Origin of the sequence: Mycobacterium europaeum (assembly GCF_034555895.2) — a bacterium.
Lineage (GTDB): Bacteria > Actinomycetota > Actinomycetes > Mycobacteriales > Mycobacteriaceae > Mycobacterium > Mycobacterium europaeum.
In genome coordinates this window covers 1,529,496-1,544,623 of sequence record NZ_CP157315.1, presented here as the reverse complement: position 1 = coordinate 1,544,623, position 15,128 = coordinate 1,529,496, and the positions used below count along the sequence as shown (strand labels likewise).

The 15,128-nt window shown below is 70.6% G+C and carries 14 protein-coding genes; 5 read left to right on the top strand and 9 right to left on the bottom strand.

Annotation, left to right across the window (positions count from 1 at the left end):
- Nucleotides 1-90: 90 nt before the first annotated feature.
- From U8D42_RS07300 to U8D42_RS07280, 5 genes are all read right to left on the bottom strand, one after another.
- Nucleotides 91-2,139, bottom strand: a complete 2,049-nt coding sequence (locus tag U8D42_RS07300; RefSeq protein ID WP_322861618.1) for a peptidoglycan D,D-transpeptidase FtsI family protein — start codon at nucleotides 2,137-2,139, stop codon at nucleotides 91-93.
- Between the two features lie 14 nt (nucleotides 2,140-2,153).
- A complete protein-coding gene (locus U8D42_RS07295; protein ID WP_322861605.1) occupies nucleotides 2,154-3,335 on the bottom strand; it encodes a hypothetical protein in 1,182 nt (393 codons plus the stop codon).
- On the bottom strand, nucleotides 3,332-4,522 hold the full coding sequence (rsmH, locus tag U8D42_RS07290; RefSeq protein WP_322861606.1) for a 16S rRNA (cytosine(1402)-N(4))-methyltransferase RsmH: 1,191 nt from the start codon (nucleotides 4,520-4,522) through the stop codon (nucleotides 3,332-3,334). Before rsmH ends, U8D42_RS07295 begins: the two co-directional genes overlap by 4 nt.
- Nucleotides 4,497-4,928: a division/cell wall cluster transcriptional repressor MraZ gene (gene mraZ / locus U8D42_RS07285; RefSeq protein WP_007170790.1), complete on the bottom strand. Its 432-nt coding sequence runs from the start codon at nucleotides 4,926-4,928 to the stop codon at nucleotides 4,497-4,499. The genes rsmH and mraZ overlap by 26 nt, the downstream gene beginning before the upstream one ends.
- 421 nt (nucleotides 4,929-5,349) lie before the next feature.
- Entirely contained in the window at nucleotides 5,350-5,754 is a 405-nt protein-coding gene (locus U8D42_RS07280) for a DUF3040 domain-containing protein (RefSeq protein WP_322861607.1), read from the bottom strand.
- A 331-nt stretch (nucleotides 5,755-6,085) separates the two neighbouring features.
- Here U8D42_RS07280 and U8D42_RS07275 point away from each other — a divergent pair, with 331 nt between their 5' ends.
- Together U8D42_RS07275 and U8D42_RS07270 are read left to right on the top strand one after the other, a co-directional pair.
- Entirely contained in the window at nucleotides 6,086-6,703 is a 618-nt protein-coding gene (locus tag U8D42_RS07275) for a GNAT family N-acetyltransferase (RefSeq protein WP_085243173.1), read from the top strand.
- Between the two features lie 140 nt (nucleotides 6,704-6,843).
- On the top strand, nucleotides 6,844-7,491 hold the full coding sequence (locus U8D42_RS07270) for an LppM family (lipo)protein (protein ID WP_085243199.1): 648 nt from the start codon (nucleotides 6,844-6,846) through the stop codon (nucleotides 7,489-7,491).
- Nucleotides 7,492-7,505: 14 nt separating this feature from the next.
- Here the strand turns inward: U8D42_RS07270 and U8D42_RS07265 are convergent, their stop codons facing one another.
- Nucleotides 7,506-8,399 carry a mycobacterial-type methylenetetrahydrofolate reductase gene (locus U8D42_RS07265; RefSeq protein WP_322861608.1) on the bottom strand — a complete coding sequence of 298 codons (894 nt, stop codon included), beginning with the start codon at nucleotides 8,397-8,399 and terminating at the stop codon, nucleotides 7,506-7,508.
- A 280-nt stretch (nucleotides 8,400-8,679) separates the two neighbouring features.
- Between U8D42_RS07265 and idsA2 the strand changes: the two genes are divergently transcribed.
- Nucleotides 8,680-9,729: a bifunctional (2E,6E)-farnesyl/geranyl diphosphate synthase gene (gene idsA2, locus U8D42_RS07260; protein ID WP_322861619.1), complete on the top strand. Its 1,050-nt coding sequence runs from the start codon at nucleotides 8,680-8,682 to the stop codon at nucleotides 9,727-9,729.
- 4 nt (nucleotides 9,730-9,733) lie between these two features.
- The gene (locus U8D42_RS07255) at nucleotides 9,734-11,296 is read left to right on the top strand and encodes an alpha-(1->6)-mannopyranosyltransferase A (protein ID WP_322861609.1); all 1,563 of its coding nucleotides are present in this window, start codon (nucleotides 9,734-9,736) and stop codon (nucleotides 11,294-11,296) included.
- On the opposite strand, the gene U8D42_RS07250 is transcribed toward U8D42_RS07255, so the two are convergent.
- Complete coding sequence (locus U8D42_RS07250) at nucleotides 11,290-11,694, bottom strand: Rv2175c family DNA-binding protein (RefSeq protein ID WP_085243169.1); 405 nt, start codon at nucleotides 11,692-11,694, stop codon at nucleotides 11,290-11,292. The two genes, U8D42_RS07255 and U8D42_RS07250, sit on opposite strands and share 7 nt — an antisense overlap.
- Nucleotides 11,695-11,856: 162 nt before the next feature.
- Between U8D42_RS07250 and U8D42_RS07245 the strand changes: the two genes are divergently transcribed.
- The gene (locus U8D42_RS07245) at nucleotides 11,857-13,071 is read left to right on the top strand and encodes a protein kinase domain-containing protein (RefSeq protein ID WP_322861620.1); all 1,215 of its coding nucleotides are present in this window, start codon (nucleotides 11,857-11,859) and stop codon (nucleotides 13,069-13,071) included.
- Between the two features lie 34 nt (nucleotides 13,072-13,105).
- On the opposite strand, the gene U8D42_RS07240 is transcribed toward U8D42_RS07245, so the two are convergent.
- Together U8D42_RS07240 and U8D42_RS07235 are read right to left on the bottom strand one after the other, a co-directional pair.
- Entirely contained in the window at nucleotides 13,106-14,494 is a 1,389-nt protein-coding gene (locus tag U8D42_RS07240) for a class II 3-deoxy-7-phosphoheptulonate synthase (RefSeq protein ID WP_322861610.1), read from the bottom strand.
- Between the two features lie 60 nt (nucleotides 14,495-14,554).
- Nucleotides 14,555-15,073 (bottom strand): polyadenylate-specific 3'-exoribonuclease AS, encoded by a 519-nt coding sequence (locus U8D42_RS07235; protein WP_322861611.1) that lies wholly within the window; start codon nucleotides 15,071-15,073, stop codon nucleotides 14,555-14,557.
- Nucleotides 15,074-15,128 lie beyond the last annotated feature (55 nt).

Below are 15,128 nucleotides of genomic sequence, written 5' to 3'. Positions count from 1 at the left end.
GCCGCGCCCGGCTACGCCGCCCTAGCGATCGCCGCTACACCCGATGGCGGCGACCCGCCGCGCCCGGCTACGCCGCCCTAGCGATCGCCGCTAGGTGGCCTGCAACGTCAGCGGCGGGCCGGGATCTGGCGACAGCGGCACGTTCTCGCGCTGCATGAGCCACCCGGCGATGTTGTGGAACAGCGGGGCCGCCGAGTGGCCGGGGGTGCCGTCCGCGTTGCGGTCCGGGTTGTCCATCATGATGCCGATGACGTAGCGCGGATTGTCCACGGTGGCCATTCCCGCGAAGGTGATCCAGTAGACGTTGTCGAAGTAGCAGCCGCACGCGGGGTTGATCTGCTGGGCGGTGCCCGTCTTGCCGGCCATCTGGTAGCCCGTCACCGCGGCGGCGGGCCCGGTGCCCTGCTGGTAGCCCATCGGGTCGCGTTGCACGACGGCGCGCAGCATGTTGCGCACGGTCTGGGCCGTCTGCGCCGAAACCACCCGCACCCCTTCGGGACGCGGTTCTTCCGTCCGGGTCCCGTCGGGCGCGATGGTGGCCTTCACGATCCGCGGCGGTATGCGCACCCCGTCGTTGGCGATGGTCTGGTACATGCCGGCCATCTGCAGCAGCGTCATCGAAAGGCCTTGGCCGATCGGCAGGTTCGAGAACGTGCTGCCCGACCACTGGTCGATGGGCGGCACCAGCCCGGCGCTCTCACCGGGCAGCCCGACGTTGGTGCGTTGCCCGAGGCCGAATTTTCGGACCATGTCGTAGAAGCGTTCCGGGCCGACCCGCTGGGCGAGCATCAAAGTGCCGACGTTGGAGGACTTTCCGAACACGCCGGTGGTGGTGTAGGGCATGACGCCGTGGTCCCACGCGTCGTGGATGGACACCCCGCCCATCTGGATCGTCCCGGGCACCTGCAGCACCTCGTCGGGATTGGACAGGCCGTACTCGATCACCGACGACGCGGTGATGACCTTGTTCACCGAGCCGGGCTCGAACGGCGAGGACACCGCCAGGTTGCCCAGCTGTTTGTCACCCTGACGCCCGATGTCCTGCGAGGGGTCGAAGGTGTTGTCGTTGGCCATGGCCAGCACTTCGCCGGTCTTCGAGTCCAGCACCACCGCCGACACGTCGTGCGCGCCGGAGAGGTTCTTGGCCTGCTGGACCTGCTGCTGCACGTAGAACTGGATGTCGTCGTCGAGCGTCAGCTGGACCGTCGAACCGTTGACCGCCCGATGCCGGTTGCGGTAGCTGCCCGGGATCACGACACCGTCGGATCCGCGGTCGTAGGTGACCGAGCCGTCCGTTCCCGACAGCACCGAGTCCAGGGACTCCTCCAGCCCCAGCAGCCCGTGGCCGTCCCAGTCGATGCCGCCGACGATGTTGGCCGCCAGGGACCCGCCGGGGTACTGCCGCAGGTCTTGCCGCTCCGAGCCGACTTCGGGGTACTTGTCCGAGATGGCGCTGGCGACGGCCGGGTCGACGGCGCGGGCCAGATAGACGAAGTTCTCGTCGCTTTGCAGCTTCTTCAGCACGGTCGCCGAATCGGGCTTGTTGCCCAGCCGGGTGGCGACCTCCTGGGCGATGTCCCGCAGCCGCTGCTGGGGATCGGGGGCCACCGAGTTCTTGGTCTTGGCCTCTTCCAGTTGCTTGCGAATCCTCTTGGGCTGGAAGGTCAACGCGCGCGACTCGGTGGTGAACGCCAGCTGATCCTTGTGGCGGTCGACGATGCTGCCCCGCACCGCCTTTTCGACGTCGGTGACCTTGAGCTGGCCCGCGGCCTGCGCGCGCAGCGAGGGCGCGTTGGTGACCTGCAGGACGAACAACTGGGCCGCCGCCACCACGATCAAGAAGCCGATGGCCAGGTTTCCCGCCCGATGCCGGAACACGAACGACGCGCCGCGACCGCCCGCCTGCACGAGCTGCCGGGTGCGCCGCTCCCGCGCCGAGTGCCCGGTCGCCGCCGCGTCCTGCCGGTCGGCCGGGCGGGCCGTCGCGGCGGCCTTGCCCCCCTTGGGCTTCCAGAACCTCCTGGGCTCCCTGACGTCCTTGGCCGGCTGCTGCTTCGCCCGCCGGTTCGGCTGACGAATCCCCTTGACCTCCTGGGCTTTACGAGGACCGCGGGTGGGCTGCGACCGCCGGGCGCGCATGGAGTCGCCGCGGCTCACCGGGGCGCACCCGGCATCACAACGGGTCCCGGCGCCGCGGGCGCCGGCACGAGCACCGGGGCGGCGGGGGCAATCCCCTGGGGAACGACGGGGGCGATCGCCTGGGGAACCGCCGGCGGCGTCCCCCGCTGCACGGGCACCGGAACCTCAGCGGGTAGCGGCGCGGGCACCTGCCCGGGCGGCGGAACGGGCAGGCCGGCCAACGGGATCGGCACCTCGGCGGGCACCGGCGCGAGGGCGGGGCCCGCCGCCGGCGCGGGCAGTCCCGGCACCGGCACACCCGGCGCGGGCAGCGCACCGGGTACCGGCGCGGGCGGCATGCCCGGCAGCTGGGGACTCGCGGGCGCCAGGTGCTGCCCGCCCAGCGTCGACGCTCCGTCCGGTGCGCGCAACAGCGCCTCGGGCCCGGACCGCGCGGGCGGGGCGCCCGCGGGGTCGGGTTGCACGCGGACCGGGACCTCCGCCGGCGGCGCCGGCGGCGCCGGGGGTTGCGGCGGACCCTGTTCGGGCAGCTTGCTGTTCAACGGTGGCGGCGGCACGCCGTCGGCCGGCTTCGGTGTGCCCACCACGACCCAGTTCCCGGACGGGTCCTGCACCAGGTGCGCGGTGTCCCGGGTCGGGATCATCCCCAGCTTGCGGGCCGCCTCCGCCAGTGCCGGCGCGGATTCCGCCTCGCGCACATCGCGTTCCAGCGCCTCTTTCTGCTGCTGCAGCAGCCGGGTCTTCTCGCGAGCGTGGCTCAACTTGTAGGAACGCTCGGCGGAGTCCGTCGACAACCACAGCGTCAGGCCCAGCCCGAGGCCGAGCGCGCCGATGACCAACACGACGAACGGGACCTTGCTCGCCAGGGTGCGGGGGCGCAGGTCGATCGCGGCCAGCCGGGCCGCCAGACGCTCACTGAGGCGAGGACGAACGACTTTGGGCGCCTTGGCTTTCCGCGCCTTGGCTCGCGCCTTGGCCTGACTGGTGTTTTTGGGCCGCGCGGGCCGCTCTACCGGCCGGGCGATGGGACTGGTGTGCGGCCCGGACTTGGGTGCGCGGCTCTCGCGGGTGGGCGCCGAGCTACGCCCGGGCCGGGTGCGGCGGGCCGCGCCGGGATCGGCCGTCGACCGCCTGCTGCGCCGGGCGGAACCGTCGCGTCCGCCGCGGCGATTCGGCGTTTCGCGCTTTGCTTTCATGCGTGGCCCTTCCCGGTTGCCTGCTGGACCCGTTCGACAGCGCGTAGTCGTACCGCGGCGCTGCGCGGATTGCGTTCCACCTCATCGGCATCCGCACGTTCGGCGCCGTGCGTCAGCGACCGGAACCGCGGCTCGTGGCCGGGCAGTTCGACCGGCAGGTCCACCGGTGTGCGGGAGGCGACCGCATCGGCGAACAGGCGTTTGACGATCCGGTCTTCCAGCGACTGGTAGGCCAGCACCACCATGCGCCCGCCGACCCTGAGCGCCTCCAGCCCGGCGGGGATCGCGCTGCGCAGCGAGTCCAGCTCGTCGTTGACCGCGATCCGCAGGGCCTGGAAGGTCCGCTTGGCCGGATGCCCCCCGGTGCGCCGGGCCGGGGCCGGAATCGCTTGGTAGAGCAGGGCTACCAGCTCCGCGGTCGACGTGAAGGGGGTGCGGGCGCGCCGGCGCACGATCTGCGCGGCGATGCGGCGCGCGAACCGCTCCTCGCCGTAGCGGTGCAGGATGTCCGCCAGCGCGGCTTCGTCGTAGGTGTTGACGATGTCGGCCGCCGTCAACGGTGACCGCGGATCCATCCGCATGTCCAGCGGTGCGTCCTGAGCGTAGGCGAAGCCGCGCTCGGCGCGGTCGAGCTGCATGGATGACACACCGAGGTCGAACAGCATCCCGTCGACCGATTCGGCGGTGCCGTAGCCGGATTTGGTCAGAGCCGCCGCGAGGCCGTCGTAGCGCGTGTGCACCAGCGTGACCCGGTCGGCGAATGGCGCCAGCCGGGCCCGGGCGATGTCCAGCGCGCTCGGGTCGCGGTCCAGTCCGATCAGCCGCAACCCCGGCAGGTCGGTGAGGAACCGCTCGGCGTGCCCGCCCGCGCCGAGGGTGGCGTCGAGGAGGACCGCGCCCGAACCGTCGGCGTGGTGCCGGGTCAGCGCCGGGGTGAGCAGCTCGACGCAGCGGTGCAGCAGGACGGGCACATGTCCGAAGTCCGCTGAATCGTCAACCACGGCAACACCTTCCCGGGTCGGGCGGGACGCCCCTGACCGCTCGGCGACCCGGAGGGCCCGCACCCCTGCATCGAGGTCCCTGTCCGAAGGCACGAACCTGGCGTTGGGGAAGTACGCCAGGGTCGGTTCGGGCAGAGGCCACGTTGCACGGGCACGCGCCTCAGATGATGTCGCCGAGTGCTTCATCGCTGGCCGCGGAGAAGTTCTCTTCGTGAGTCTGCTGGTAGTCCTGCCACGCTTGCGCATCCCAGATCTCCAGGTAGTCGACCGCCCCGATCACCACGCAGTCCTTGGAGAGGTTCGCGTAGCGGCGGTGATCGGCCGACAACGTGATGCGCCCCTGCGCGTCGGGGTGCTGCTCGTCCGTGCCGGCGGCGAGGTTGCGCAGGAATGCACGGGCGTCGGGATTGCTGCGCGAGGCCTTGCTCGCCCGGCGCGCGAGCTGCTCGAATTCGCCCCGCGGGTAGACGGCGAGGCTGTGGTCTTGGCTCTTGGTGACCATCAACCCCCCTGCCAGCGCGTCGCGGAACTTGGCGGGCAACGTCAGCCGCCCCTTGTCGTCGAGTTTGGGCGTGTAGGTGCCGAGAAACACCAGCTCACCTCCCGCTCGGGGTCACCCAAACACTGCAGCCACCATACCCCACAATCCCCCACTTCGCCCCATTGTTGGGGTGTCGTGGCGCGGTTTTCCGAGTTATCCGCCACCCGGACCCGCTCAGGCCAGCAGGTCGTGGCGTCGACGGGTACGTGGTCCTCCCCGCCGGGCGAGAGAAAGCCGCAGTTCAGGGCGCTGAGGAAGGGCAAGTGGGGCGTAGTGGGGGGCGTCGGTGGGGGCCGGTGGGGCGCACGTCCTGGCCCGAAGCTCGGTTAGGGCTCGGTTCGGCGTCAAAACGGCATCGTCGGTTCGGCGATCGCGGGCCCGTCGGGGTGCGTCTGCGACGATGGCGGCACCGGGCCGGTACGCGCATGAAAACGGGGTAGCCGATGGCTACCCCGATGCGTCGGCGATGCCGCTAGTTGTCGAAGCGGCGGCGGAAGCGGTCCTCCATGCGGCTCGTGAACGAGCCTCCGCCACCCTTGTTGCGGCGCTGGCGCGGCGACCCGGGCGCCGAGCCGGGGTGGTCGGGCCGGCCGGAGAGCCGGGGACCGGTGATGGCAAACACCACGCCGCCGAACATCACGATGAATCCGAAGACGCTGAGAATCGGGAAGTTCCCGATCATGGTCGCCTTGAAGGCCACGCCGGAAACCAGCATCGCCAGGCCGATAACGAACAACGCCGCGCCCTGCAGGCGGCGGCGCGCGGTGGGTGCACGGAACCCTCCGCCGCGGACGCTCGACACGAATTTGGGATCTTCGGCGTAGAGAGCGCTCTCGATCTGATCGAGCATCCGCTGCTCATGATCGGAGAGTGGCATTCGTCCCTCCTTGCCGACAGTTGGCGCGTAACTATCGATAGCACGCGGATGCCCGTTGCGCGGGCAACTAATTGAAATGATACGAGGTCAGTCTGCGCCATACCACTGGTTCGGTGGCGATTCTATCCCCGCCGCGCCCGGGCCCTCATCCGAGCCGGAACGGCCGTGCGCTACAACCGGCTTCCCCGACCGGGACGGTCCGCGGGTTCGTTGCCGCGACCGCTCGCCAACCGGCCTTCCCCGGGTCCGATAATGGCGGTGGCGAGGGCGGGCTGAGCGGCCGGACACACGGGCACGGGACACGGGCACAAGACGAGGAGGACACCGCGAGTTGGCGATCTTCCTCATCGATCTCCCGCCCACGGACATGGAGCGCCGTCTCGGCGACGCCCTCAAGGTGTACGTCGACGCGATGCGGTACCCGCGGGGCACCGAAAACCAGCGTGCCGCCATGTGGCTCGAGCACATCCGCCGGCCCGGGTGGCGCGGCGTGGGCGTCGTGGAGACCGAAGCAGCCGTGCCGGCCGACGGCGCGGACGCGCCGATCCCGCCCGCCGCCGAACTGAGCAACGCGCCGTTGCTCGGCGTCGCCTACGGCTACCCCGGGGCGCCCGGGCAGTGGTGGCAGCAGCAGGTCATCCTCGGCCTGCAACGCGGCGGCCGGCCGCCCCAGGAGATCGCCGGCCTGATGAACAGCTACTTCGAGCTGACCGAGCTGCACATCCATCCGCGCGCACAGGGCCGCGGCCTCGGTGAGGCGCTGGCCCGCCGGCTGCTCGAGGGTCGGGCCGAGGAGAACGTGCTGCTGTCCACGCCGGAGACCAACGGCGAGCCGAACCGGGCCTGGCGGTTGTATCGACGCCTGGGGTTCACCGACGTCATCCGCCGTTACCACTTCGCCGGTGACCCGCGGGCCTTCGCGATCCTGGGCCGCAAGCTGCCGCTGTGACCGCCGGCCGCCGGGCGCGCCCGGGCGGACCCGCCGAGGCGGCACGCCTCATCTGGCACGATGACCTGGTGCGCGCCACCCCTGCCCCGCCCCGGCCCCGCGGATTCACCACGCGGCGGCGCCGCCTGGTGGCCATCGCGATGCTGCTCATGCTGGTGCCGCTCGCCACGGGCTGCCTGCGGGTCAGGGCGTCGCTCACCGTTTCGCCCGACGACCTGGTCTCGGGCGAGATCGTCGCCGCCGCTAAGCCCAAGACGCCCAAGGACACCGGCCCCCAGCTCGACAGCAACAACCTGCCGTTCAGCCAGAAGGTGGCGGTGTCGAACTACGACAGCGACGGTTACGTGGGGTCACAGGCGGTGTTCTCCGACCTGACCTTCGCCGAGTTGCCGCAGCTGGCCAACATGAACTCCGACGCCCAGGGCGTCAACCTGTCGCTGCGCCGAAACGGCAACCTGGTGATCCTCGAGGGCCGCGCCGACCTCACCTCGCTCACCGATCCCGAAGCCGACGTCGAGCTGACCGTCGCCTTCCCCGGCGTGGTGACCTCGACCAACGGCGACCGGGTCGAGTCCACGGTGGTGTCCTGGAAGCTCAAACCCGGCGTCGTGAGCGCCATGACCGCCCAGGCCCGCTACACCGACCCGAACACGCGCTCCTTCACCGGGGCGGGCGTGTGGCTGGGCATCGCCTCCTTCGCCGCCGCCGGCGTCGTCGCGCTGCTGGCCTGGATGAACCGCGACCGCTCGCCGCGGGTGACCGCACCCCGCGACCAGCCGCCCAGCTAGCACTGCTAGCCCCGCTAGCCCTGCGCGGGTGACCAGTACGCCAGCATCTCCGCGAACGTCTGGAAGGCGGGCGCCGACACCCCGTAGGTCGCCTCGAGGTGGATGCTCAGCGGGAAGCCCAGCTCGGCGACGCCGTCGATCACGCTTTTGTACAGGTCGACCATGAGGCGGCGCTTCTGCGGCGGTTCGCTGGCGGCCAATCGCCTGACGAACTCCTGCTCGGCGGCCACCGCCGCGTTGCCCGGGTCCTGAATCAGCCAGTTGATCAGGCCGACCCGGCTCTCCATCTTCGGGACGAAGCCGAACGACAGCAGGATCTCCGGCCGGTGATCGGTGCTCTGGGCGAAGTCGCGCAGGAATCCGACGATCGCGTCGGAGTACAACAGCTGGGTCATCCCGTAGGTGGCGCCCTGATCGCACTTGAAGTTGAACCGGCCGTGTTCCCCCTCGCGGGTGGGGATCAGGATCACGCCGCGGTTGGGCACCAGCTCGCGATAGATCGACAGGGCATCGGTCGGCGCGACGCCGGAGCCCTCGCCGTCGTTCATGGTGCGCGGCACGCCGACGAAGACCACGCCCTCCATCCCGGCCTCGCGCAGCTCGGTGAGCCGCTTGCGCAACGTCGGCTCGTCGGAGAATGCGGTGACCTGCGTGCACAGACCGTGCATCCCCGCCAGCTCGGGCTTGACGATCGACCAGAAGTCCAGCACGTCCAGCTTGGGTTTCATCGCTATGGGACGGTCGTCGTCCTCGGCGATGATGCCCGGAATCATCACGTGCCGGAGCCGGCCGGTCAGACCGTATTCCGCCGAGAACTGCACCACCTTTCGCGCGTCTTCGAGCGCCCGCTCCCGGCCTTCATCGGCGTTGGGCGGCACCAGCTCGAGCGCAATGGTGTTGAGTGTCACGCGGCTTCTCTCCATCCGACGACTTGTGGCCCGGGGCGTCTCCGGCCGCACAGCAGCGGACGGCCCCGACACCTCCGCCAGCATAGGCGTGGGGGTAACGCCCCCTTCCGGCGGAATAGTGAGGCAGTCGAAGCAATCGCGGCGTCCCGCGCTCGCCGTGTGGGAAAGACCTCCGGTGCCGCGCCGAATACACTGGTCGGGCCTGCCACACACCGAGCCACGTCGAGAAAGGGGCGCCGCGCTGAGCCCGAAAGCCCCAGCAGCAGCGGCAACCGTCGAGTTGACCGGCGCCATCACCGATCGACTGCGGCGGTATCTGCACGACCGGCGCGCCGACACGGCCCACATCGGCAGCGACTACGAGGTCTTGGTCGCCGCCCTCGAGGATTTCGTGCTCAACGGGGGCAAACGGCTGCGGCCCGCCTTCGCCTACTGGGGCTGGCGCGCGGTAGCGACCGAAGAGCCCACTTCCGAAGTGCTGCTGCTGTTTTCCGCGCTGGAGTTGCTGCACGCCTGCGCGCTGGTGCACGACGACGTGATCGACGACTCCTCCACCCGCCGCGGCCGCCCGACGGCTCATGTCAAGTTCGCCGAGCTGCACCGCGACCGGCGGTGGCGCGGCTCGCCGGAGCGGTTCGGCATCTCAGCCGCCATCCTGCTCGGCGACCTCGCGCTGTCCTGGGCCGACGACATCGTCTTTCGCGCCGACCTGTCCCCCGAGGCGGCGCGGCGTGTCCAGCGGGTGTGGGCCGACATCCGCACCGAGGTGCTGGGCGGTCAATACCTGGACATCGTCGCCGAAGCCAGCGCCGCCGAGTCGATCGCGTCGGCGATGAACGTCGACACCTACAAGACCGCCTGTTACACGGTGTCGCGACCGCTGCAGTTGGGGTCGGCCGCCGCCGCCGACCGACCCGACGTGCAGGACGTCTTCGGCCGATTCGGGACTGACCTCGGGGTGGCGTTCCAGCTGCGTGACGACGTGCTGGGGGTGTTCGGGGACCCGGACGTGACCGGCAAGCCGTCGGGTGACGATCTGCGGTCGGGCAAGCGCACCGTGCTGCTGGCCGAGGCGCTGGAGCTGGCGGACGAGTCGGACCCGTTGGGCGCCAAGCTGTTACGCGATTCCATCGGGGGGCAGCTGAGCGATGCGGAGGTGGACCGGCTGCGCGCGGTCATCGAGTCGGTGGGCGCCCTGGCCGCGGCCGAGCGGCGCATCGCCGAGCTGACCCGGCGGGCGCTGGGCGCGTTGGCCGCCGCGCCCATCGACCCGACGGCCAAAGCGGCGCTGACCGATTTGGCCCGAATGGCCACCGACCGGTCCGCCTGAGCCGATGACGACCCCGACGCACGTCCCCCCGTCCGATACCCCGGCCACGGAACCGACGGGTGGCGGGCGGATTTCGCAGCTGCGCGCGTTCGCCGCCGCCGAGCAGTCCCGGCCGGCCAAGCTCGGCATGCTCGGTTCGCTGTTGATCAGCCTGGGCGGCCTGGGCGCGGGCAGCATCCGCCAACACGACCCGCTGCTGGAGTCGATCCACATGTCGTGGCTGCGATTCGGCCACGGGCTGGTGCTGTCGTCGGTGGTCCTGTGGACGGGTGTCGGCCTCATGCTGATCGCCTGGCTGGGGTTGGGCCGGCGCGTCCTGGCCGGCGAGATGACCGAGTTCACGATGAAGGCCACCACGGGCTTCTGGCTGGCGCCGTTGCTGCTGTCGGTGCCGGTGTTCAGCCGGGACACCTATTCGTATCTGGCGCAGGGCGCGCTGCTCCGCGACGGCCTCGATCCCTATGCGGTGGGGCCGGTCGCCAACCCGAACAGCCTGCTGGACAACGTCAGTCCGATCTGGACGATCACCACGGCCCCCTATGGCCCGGCGTTCATCTTGGTGGCGAAGTTCGTCACCATGGCCGTCGGCAACAACGTGGTGGCCGGGACGGCGCTGCTGCGGCTGTGCATGCTGCCGGGGCTGGCACTGCTGATCTGGGCCACCCCGCGATTGACCCGCCACCTGGGCACCGACGGGCCGACGGCGTTGTGGATCTGTGTCCTCAACCCGCTGGTGCTCATCCACCTGATGGGCGGGGTGCACAACGAGATGCTGATGGTGGGACTGATGGCCGCCGGCATCGCGCTCAGTTTCGCCGGCCGGCACGTCCTGGGCACGGCGCTGATCACCGTGGCGATCGCGGTCAAGGCCACCGCCGGCATCGCCCTGCCGTTCATGGTCTGGGTGTGGACGCGGCATCTGTGTGCCCGCCGCGGGTACCGGCCGGCCTGGGCGTTCGTGGCGGCCACCGCGGTGTCGCTGCTGATCTTCGCCGTCGTGTTCGGCATCCTGTCGGTCGTGGCGCACGTGGGCCTGGGCTGGCTGACGGCGCTGGCCGGGTCGGTGAAGATCATCAACTGGCTCACCGTGCCGACCGCGGCCGCCAACCTCATCCACGCCCTGTTCAGCGGGGTGTTCGCGGTGCACTTCTACCCGCTGCTGCGCATCACCCGGTTCATCGGGATCGCGATCATCGCAGTGTCGCTGCCGCTGTCGTGGTGGCGGTTCCGGCGTGACGACCGCGACGCGCTGACCGGCATCGCGGTCTCGATGCTGGTCGTGGTGCTGTTCGTCCCCGCGGCCTTGCCGTGGTACTACTCCTGGCCGTTGGCGGTGGCGGCCCCGCTCGCGCAGTCACGACGGGCGATCGCGGTCATCGCCGGCCTCTCGACATGGGTGATGGTGATCTTCAAGCCGGACGGCTCGCACGGGATGTACTCGTGGCTGCACGTCTCGCTGGCCACCGCCTGCGCGCTGATCGCCTGGTACAGCCTCTACCGTGCCCCCGACCGGCGGACCGCCAACGGGTGCGACGAGGCGAGAACGGGCGAAGTCGCCGCTCAGTAGGCCATGGCCTGCGCCCGGCGCACCACTTCCCGGGCCTGGTGCGCGTGCAGGGCGTCGACGGGGCGGGCGTTGCTGATGGCATCCCGGCTGCCGTCGTGGGTGATCGTCAGCGAGGGGTCGGGGGTGAACAACCATCGCACGATCTCGGTTTCGTGGTAGCCGCCGTCGTGCAGGATCGTCAACAGACCCGGCAAGCTCTTGACCACCTCACCGGACTTGGTGAAGAACACCTGCGGCACCACCACGCCGCCGTCCCGCTTCACCCCGACCAGGTGACCCTCGCGGAGTTGCTGCTGCACCTTGCTGACCGAAATCCTGAGCAATTCGGCGACCCGCGGCAGGTCGTAGGTTGGCTCGTCGGGATCCAAAACGTCGTCGCCGGCAGGAATGCTGCTCACGGCGCCAGTGTAGGCCTTGCCACGCGGATCGAACCGGCGTTTTCCGCCCGAGCGGGGGGCCACACCTACGATGGCCCCGTGGCCGAAGCTGAATCCCCCGCCGCTGCCTCGGGGCGTCCCGGCCCGCATCCCCGCCGGGCCCGGGCCGCGACGGGAGACCCCCTGGAGGGCGCGTTGCTGGATGGCCGTTACCTGCTGCAGTCCAGGATCGCCAGCGGCGGAACGTCGACGGTGTACCGCGGCCTCGACACCCGGCTCGACCGCCCGGTGGCGGTGAAGGTGATGGATACCCGCTACGCGGGCGACGACCAGTTCCTGACCCGGTTTCAGCGCGAGGCCCGCACCGTCGCCCGGCTCAAGGACCCGGGCCTGGTCGCCGTCTACGACCAGGGCTTGGACGCCCGTCACCCCTTCCTGGTGATGGAGCTCATCGAGGGCGGCACGCTGCGCGAGCTGCTGGCCGAGCGGGGGCCGATGCCGCCCTACGCCGTGGCCGCGGTGCTGCGCCCGGTGCTGGGCGGCCTGGCCGCGGCGCACCGGGCCGGTCTGGTCCACCGCGACGTCAAGCCGGAGAACGTGCTGATCTCCGACGACGGCGACGTGAAGATCGCCGACTTCGGCTTGGTCCGCGCCGTGGCGGCCGCCGGAATCACCTCCACCAGCGTGATTTTGGGGACGGCGGCCTACCTCTCGCCCGAGCAGGTGCGTCACGGTGACGCCAGTCCCCGCGGCGACGTCTACTCCGCCGGGATCCTCACCTACGAGCTGCTCACCGGGCGCACCCCGTTCACCGGCGACTCGGCGCTGTCGATCGCCTACCAGCGGCTGGACACCGACGTGCCGCCGCCCAGCACCCAGATCGACGGCGTGCCCGCACAGTTCGACGAGTTCGTGGAGCGCGCGACCGCGCGCGACCCCGCCGACCGGTACGCCGACGCGATCGAGATGGGCGCCGAACTCGACGCGATCGCGGAAGAGCTTGCGCTGCCGGACTTTCGGGTGCCGGCACCGCGCAACTCGGCGCAACACCGCTCGGCGGCCCTGCAGCCCGGCGGCATGAGCCGGCACCCGGAGACGCCGCAACAGCCCCCGCCCCCCGCGGCCGCACCGATTCGCCAACCCACCCGCCAGTTGACCCGCGGCGCCGGGGACTGGTCGGAGCCTGAGCGCCACCCACGGTCCGACGACGAGCCCGACGACTACGAATACCAGCCTGTCGCAGGGGAATTCGCGGGCATCCCGATCAGTGAATTCGTGTTCGCCCGGCAGCACGGCCGGCGCATGGTGCTGATCTGGGTGGCGCTGGTGATGGCGCTGACCGGGTTGGTCGCCACCGCGGCGTGGACGATCGGGAACAACCTGAACGGTCTGCTGTAGCCGGTCAGGGCCCGGCGAACACCGTTGGAGGAACTCAGTCGCGCAGCATCTCGGCGACCAGGAACGCCAGCTCCAGCGACTGCTGGGTGTTCAGCCGCGGGTCGCACGCGGTCTCGTAGCGCCCGGCCAGGTCCAGGTCCGAGATGTCTTGCGCGCCACCGAGGCATTCCGTGACGTTCTCGCCGGTGATCTCGACGTGGATGCCGCCCGGGTGGGTGCCCAGCGCACGGTGCACCTCGAAGAAGCCCTGCACCTCGTCGACGACGCGGTCGAAGTGCCGGGTCTTGTAGCCGTTGGACGACTCGTGGGTGTTGCCGTGCATGGGGTCGCACTGCCAGATCACCTGGTGGCCGGTGGCCTGGACCTTCTCGACGATCGGAGGCAGCAGGTCGCGGACCTTGTGGTTGCCCATCCGGCTCACCAACGTCAACCGGCCGGGCTTGTTGTGCGGGTCAAGGCGTTCCACGTATTCGACGGCCAGTTCCGGGGTCATCGTCGGGCCGATCTTCACGCCGATCGGGTTGGCGATGACCTCAGCGAACGCGATGTGGGCGCCGTCGAGCTGGCGGGTGCGCTCGCCGATCCAGACGGTGTGCGCCGACAGGTCGAACAGCTGCGGCTCCCCGTCCTCGCTCTCCGACAGCCGCAGCATGGCCCGCTCGTAGTCGAGCACCAAAGCCTCATGGCTGGCGTAGATTTCGGCGGTCTGCAGGTTGCGGTCGGCCACGCCGCAGGCGCTCATGAAGCGCAGAGCCCGGTCGATCTCGGTGGCCAGCGCCTCGTAGCGCGCGCCGGCGGGCGACGTCCGGACGAATTCCCGGTTCCAGTCGTGGACCAGGTGCAGCGACGCCAGCCCCGAGGACGTCAGCGCCCGCACCAGGTTCATCGCCGCACTGGCGTTGGCGTAGGCGCGCACCAGCCGCGAGGGGTCGTGCTCGCGCGCGGCGGCATCCGGGGCGAAGCCGTTGATCATGTCCCCGCGGTAGGACCGCAACCCCAGGGCGTCGATGTCGGCCGAGCGCGGCTTGGCGTACTGGCCGGCGATGCGGGCCACCTTGACGACCGGCATGCTGGCGCCGTAGGTCAACACCACGGCCATCTGCAGCAGGGCGCGGATGTTGCCCCGGATGTGGGGTTCGGTGTTGTCGGTGAACGTCTCCGCGCAGTCACCGCCCTGCAGCAGGAACGCCTCACCCCTGGCGACCTGGGCCAGCTGTTCCTGCAGCCGGACGATCTCGGAGGGGACCGTCACCGGCGGCACGCTCTCGAGGACAGTGCGCATGGCCGTCGCCTGTTCGGCGGGCCAGCTGGGCTGCTGGGCGGCCGGCTTGGCCAGCGCCGCGTCGAGACGCGCCCGCAGGTCGGCCGGCAGCGGGGGCAGCGACGGCAGCTGGTCGATCGGAATGTCGACGGTCCAGTTCATCGGTCCATGGTAACCGGGGCGCGATGGTGACTGATCAGCGCGAACGTCGTTCGGGCGGCCTCAGCCCGGCGCTCCCCCGTTCCGATCGCGTCCGGTTGCCTCGACCGAGGTGATCAGCCGGAAACGCCGCAGCTGGTCGCGGGCGTCGACCAGCGCGTCGTGGGCATCGCGCGACCGCGGCGGCATCGGCGGGCACCCCCGGTCCTCCCACAGTTGCCGCAGGTCCCGGGTGAAGCGGGGCAGCGCCCGCGGCAGCTCGGGCATGGTGCCCCACAGCTGGCACAGCGCCACGTGGTCGTAGGCGCCGATCCACGCCCACAGTTCGATGGGGTCGCCGCCCTGGACGTCGAAGAAGTCCTCCAGGTCCAGGCGGATCTGCCTGCGCGAACGCCACAGCTGCGACGCCGGGGACGGCAGCTTGGGCAGCACGTTGGCGCGCACCCAGCCCCCGGCGCGCTCAGGATCGAATTCCGTGGAGACCGCGTAGTATTCGCGGCCGTCCTCGGCGACCACGCCGATGGAGATCAACTCGATGGTGCGGCCGTCCTCGATGAATTCGGTGTCGTAGAAGTACCGCACCCGGCCAGCCTACGGCCGGCGACGGCGAGCGCCGGAACGGCGCGAGTGAGGAGTG

Excerpts from the sequence above, each read along its gene's own strand:
- U8D42_RS07300 (WP_322861618.1), bottom strand. The coding sequence starts at position 2,139 with ATGCGCGCCCGGCGGTCGCAGCCCACCCGCGGTCCTCGTAAAGCCCAG.
- U8D42_RS07295 (WP_322861605.1), bottom strand. The coding sequence starts at position 3,335 with ATGAAAGCAAAGCGCGAAACGCCGAATCGCCGCGGCGGACGCGACGGT.
- rsmH (WP_322861606.1), bottom strand. The coding sequence starts at position 4,522 with ATGAAGCACTCGGCGACATCATCTGAGGCGCGTGCCCGTGCAACGTGG.
- U8D42_RS07280 (WP_322861607.1), bottom strand. The coding sequence starts at position 5,754 with ATGCCACTCTCCGATCATGAGCAGCGGATGCTCGATCAGATCGAGAGC.
- U8D42_RS07270 (WP_085243199.1), top strand. The coding sequence starts at position 6,844 with ATGCTGCTCATGCTGGTGCCGCTCGCCACGGGCTGCCTGCGGGTCAGG.
- U8D42_RS07255 (WP_322861609.1), top strand. The coding sequence starts at position 9,734 with ATGACGACCCCGACGCACGTCCCCCCGTCCGATACCCCGGCCACGGAA.
- U8D42_RS07240 (WP_322861610.1), bottom strand. The coding sequence starts at position 14,494 with ATGAACTGGACCGTCGACATTCCGATCGACCAGCTGCCGTCGCTGCCC.